This is a genomic window from Candidatus Binataceae bacterium, from assembly GCA_036495685.1.
Taxonomy (GTDB): Bacteria; Desulfobacterota; Binatia; order Binatales; family Binataceae; genus JAFAHS01.
In genome coordinates this window covers 1-3,825 of sequence record DASXMJ010000084.1, presented here as the reverse complement: position 1 = coordinate 3,825, position 3,825 = coordinate 1, and the positions used below count along the sequence as shown (strand labels likewise).

Annotated in this window: 4 protein-coding genes and 1 other RNA gene; all 5 read right to left on the bottom strand. The window is 63.3% G+C overall.

Annotated features, from left to right (window positions below; translation table 11 throughout):
• Positions 1 to 141: 141 nt before the first annotated feature.
• On the bottom strand, positions 142 to 483 hold the full coding sequence (locus VGI36_09055; protein HEY2485285.1) for a c-type cytochrome: 342 nt from the start codon (positions 481 to 483) through the stop codon (positions 142 to 144).
• A gap of 33 nt (positions 484 to 516) precedes the next feature.
• The gene (gene recR, locus VGI36_09050; GenBank protein HEY2485284.1) at positions 517 to 1,140 is read right to left on the bottom strand and encodes a recombination mediator RecR; all 624 of its coding nucleotides are present in this window, start codon (positions 1,138 to 1,140) and stop codon (positions 517 to 519) included.
• 17 nt (positions 1,141 to 1,157) lie between these two features.
• Positions 1,158 to 1,487: a YbaB/EbfC family nucleoid-associated protein gene (locus VGI36_09045; protein ID HEY2485283.1), complete on the bottom strand. Its 330-nt coding sequence runs from the start codon at positions 1,485 to 1,487 to the stop codon at positions 1,158 to 1,160.
• A 22-nt stretch (positions 1,488 to 1,509) separates the two neighbouring features.
• Entirely contained in the window at positions 1,510 to 3,300 is a 1,791-nt protein-coding gene (dnaX, locus tag VGI36_09040) for a DNA polymerase III subunit gamma/tau (protein ID HEY2485282.1), read from the bottom strand.
• Between the two features lie 34 nt (positions 3,301 to 3,334).
• Positions 3,335 to 3,433: signal recognition particle sRNA small type (ffs, locus tag VGI36_09035), an RNA gene on the bottom strand.
• Positions 3,434 to 3,825 lie beyond the last annotated feature (392 nt).

Genomic DNA, 3,825 nt, shown 5'->3' with positions numbered 1-3,825 from the left:
CACGGAACGATCTAGTCTGGCGTGATCCTGTGGATCGTCCTAGTGATCATCATCAAGGTGACACTGGCGTAGAGAAATGGTGCGCAAATTTCCGGCACCTGCTTGATCCGGATTGAATCTGCTGGTCTGCGGGCTGCTCGCTTACTGAGTGTGGTCCGGCTGCTGCTTCGCCGCGTCCAGAAATTCGTGCAAGTCACCGATGTGATTCTTGAGTTGCGGAAACGCGCGCATCGCGTGGGTTTTTTGCTGCGGTATATAGCCTGGCGGATAAGTGAGATGAAGCACTCGCGGCTCAAGCAGCGCTTGCGATGATCCGGCGATCGCAGGTCCCTGATTGCCCGCCAGGTTAGGATTGGGATTGTGGCACACCACGCAGTTGGTCATGTACACCATCCTGCCTTTCTCAACCGCATCAGGCGGTTTGGAGTTACAGGCAGCCATCACCACTGCGGCAAACCCGCTCACGATAATGCCCGCCTTCATCGGCGATGCGCTGCGCTTGAGCGTCCCCCGGAGTTACAGTTCGCGACGGCCGCTTAGGGCGCTCTGCAGGGTCGCCGAATCGCTGTACTCCAGGTCGCCGCCGGCTGGCAATCCGCGAGCCAGGCGCGTTGCCTTGACTCCGAGTGGTTTCAGCACGCGGGCGAGGTAGAGGGCGGTTGCCTCGCCTTCCACGGTCGCGTTGGTCGCGATTATCACTTCGCGGACTTGTGCCGGAGGACTGACGCGCGTGATCAATTCGTTGATCTTGATGTCTTCGGGACCAATGCCATCGAGCGGCGAGACCGCACCGTGCAGCACGTGATAGACGCCGTTGAAACTGCGCGCCCGCTCTATCGCCATCAGGTCGGCGGGGCCTTCCACCACGCAGATGAGCTCGCGTTCGCGGGCGGGATCCTCGCATACCTGGCAGCGCGCGTGGTCCGAGAGCCCGAAGCAGTCGGCGCACAAACCTACCCGCTCCTTCATTTCCAGCAGGGACTCCGCCAGCGCGATGACCTGCTCACGCGGGCGATTAAGCAGATTGAAGGCGAGCCGCGATGCGGTCTTTTCGCCGATTCCGGGCAGCCGCGAAAGTTCCTTGACCAACCGCGTCATCGCGGGCGGAAGGCCATCGCTGCGTTTGAGATTCTCGGCCATCGGCCAGCCCGCGCGTTTCAGTCGCTGCCGAAACCGGGCAGTTTGATTCCGCCCAGCGGTCCGACCTTCCCCATCTCCTGCGCGACGACTTCCTGGGCGCGTTTGAGAGCCAGATTCACCGCCACCACGATCAGGTCCTCCAGCATCGCTTTGTCGTTTGAGGCCAGTAGCGCCGGATCGATTTCGATCTTCCGCACCTGCATCGATCCGTCCACGCTCGCCCGCACCATTCCGCCGCCGGCGTCGGCACTGACCACCTTGGACGCGGCCTGCTCCTGCACCTCTTTGAGCTTTTCCTGAAGCGCTTGTGCCTGCTTCATCAGCGCGCCGAAATCAAGTTCTGCCAATGGGATACTCCTTTGCGGAAACTCAGTTGCCCTGCTCCTTGCTGCCTCGCGACGGTCGGACTTCGACCAGCCGTGCTTCAAAGGCGTCGAATATTCGCCGCATACCGGGGTCCGAGTAAATCTCCGCGCGCTCGTCTGCCGAAGAGCTGCCGGTCCTGGTCGGTGGAACCTGCGCCGACGCCGCTGGGGCGTCGATTGAGGGGTCGTCCGATTGGGGCGAAGGCGCAGAGACCTCAACTTCGTGCGGTAACGCGCCGGGCCCAGCCAGCTCGACCTTCACGGCGCATTCGAAAAATTCCGCCGCGAGATCGCCGATCACCTGGCGATTGTCGGCCAGATATCGGATGTAGATGTCATTACGAGGAAACACCTTCAGCGTGTTGTTTTCGAAAGCAAGTAGCGCGCCCTGCTCCATGAATCCCGCAAGGGCGGCGCGACGCGAACGAATATGGTCGCGAAAGGCCGGCAGATCTGACGCAACCGCGGCAGCGGGTCCGGAGCTGGGCGCCGGGACCGGCGCGAGCAACGGCGCATCGGCTTTGACCTCGCCCTTCACCGGAAGGCGGCGAGCGCCGGCAGGAGCTTCTCCCTGAGCACTTCGCGATCCCTCGCCGCCGCCCGAGGAAGGAGAGCCGGGGCCGCGCGCGGGCGCGCTGCCAGCTGCGCCAATCGCGCGCAGCAACTCGTCGGCGTCCATCACCGGGGCCAGCGAGGCCATCCTGACGACCGCCATTTCGATCAGCAAATCGGGATAGGGCGAGCTGATGATCTCCTCCTGCGCCTCAGCCATCAGGCGGAACAGCCGCATCAGATCGCGGCTCGAGGCGCTCGCGGCGATGCGTCGCAGTTCCTGCGCTTCGTGATCGGGAAGCTCATCGAGTGGAGTCTGTCCGGCATCGGCCGGCAACTTGGCGACCGCGAGATTGCGCAGCGTCTCGAGAAGATCGCGGCCTAGCGACTCGAGGTTTGCTCCGCGCGCAGCAAGCTCCCGCGTCATCCGCAGCGCTGGCGCGGCGGAATGGCCGAGGATCGCTTCGATTATCTTCAAGACCGTGCCACGCGAGGCGACGCCCAGCGAGGCGGCCACTTCCGCTTCGGTGACCTGACCATCGCTCGCAGTCGCGATAGCGGTTTCCAGCATCCGTTCCGCGTCGCGCATGCTGCCGCCCGCCTCGCGTGCAAGCAGACGGAGGGCGGACGGTTCCGCGCGAGTTTCCTCGCGCTCGGCCAGCTCGTGCAGTCGTTCGCAAATGGTAGTGAAAGGAATCCGGCGGAAGTCGTAGCGCTGCAGACGCGAGAGAATCGTCTCGGGCATCTTTTGCGGTTCGGTTGTCGCGAGGATGAATTTTACGTGCGCGGGGGGCTCTTCGAGCGTCTTGAGCAGGGCGTTGAAGGCCTGATCGGTGAGCTGATGGGCTTCGTCGATGATGTAAATCTTGAAGCGATCACGCGCGGGCCGGTAGCTCAGGTTCTCGATGATGGAGCGCGCGTCGTCAATTTTGCGATAGGTGGCGCCGTCGATCTCGCTAACGTCCAGCGCGCTGCCGGCCCTGATCTCGCGGCACGCGACGCATTCACCGCACGGCTCGGGGGTGGGACCACGCTCGCAGTTGAGGCATCGGGCCAGGATACGGGCCGCGGTGGTCTTGCCGACCCCACGAATTCCCGTAAACAGGAAAGCATGAGCGATGCGGCCACGCTTGAGCGCCTCGCTCAAGGTGCGAGTGACGTGTTCCTGCCCGACCAGCTCGGTAAAGCGGTCGGGCCGCCATTTGCGGGCTAGGACCAGATGCGGAGGCGAAGTTTCGGCCATCGAATGATCCCTTAACTAACGCTGCCCGTCGAATGATAGCCAGGCACCCCTGCGGCACAGGGAGACAGCCGGTACCGTTGCTTCCTTCCGGACCTGGCGGGGTTCGCGGCCTTCCCTTGCGCAGGACCCGGCTATCAGCGGCGGGCAGCTCAGATGCGATTAGGATCCGGGCGGCGGTTCCCAAACACCGCCCTATTAGATTATCACATCGCCGCTCATGCAATCTCTCGCGGCAACCCAGGCATCACGCGGTCTCTTTGACGTCGCCACCGTACCTCCTCTGGGCCGTGGACCACAAATGTTGCGGGCGAGTTTCGCAGCGCGGTGGCGTGGCGCGTACGCGATTGCTATCAAAGATCAGAGGATGGCTGACGCGCGCGACAGGCTAACGCTCGGGCTGGTGCAGATGAGCTGCACGTCCGAGCCCTCGCGGAATCTCGACAAAGCGATCACGCAGATCGAAGATGCGGCGCGGCGCGGAGCGCAGGTGGTTTGCCTGCAGGAGCTGTTTCGGTCCCAGTACCC

What these genes read in the sequence shown, in the direction of transcription:
- dnaX (HEY2485282.1), bottom strand. Translation starts at nt 3,300, where the DNA reads ATGGCCGAAACTTCGCCTCCGCATCTGGTCCTAGCCCGCAAATGGCGG.
- recR (HEY2485284.1), bottom strand. Translation starts at nt 1,140, where the DNA reads ATGGCCGAGAATCTCAAACGCAGCGATGGCCTTCCGCCCGCGATGACG.
- VGI36_09055 (HEY2485285.1), bottom strand. Translation starts at nt 483, where the DNA reads ATGAAGGCGGGCATTATCGTGAGCGGGTTTGCCGCAGTGGTGATGGCT.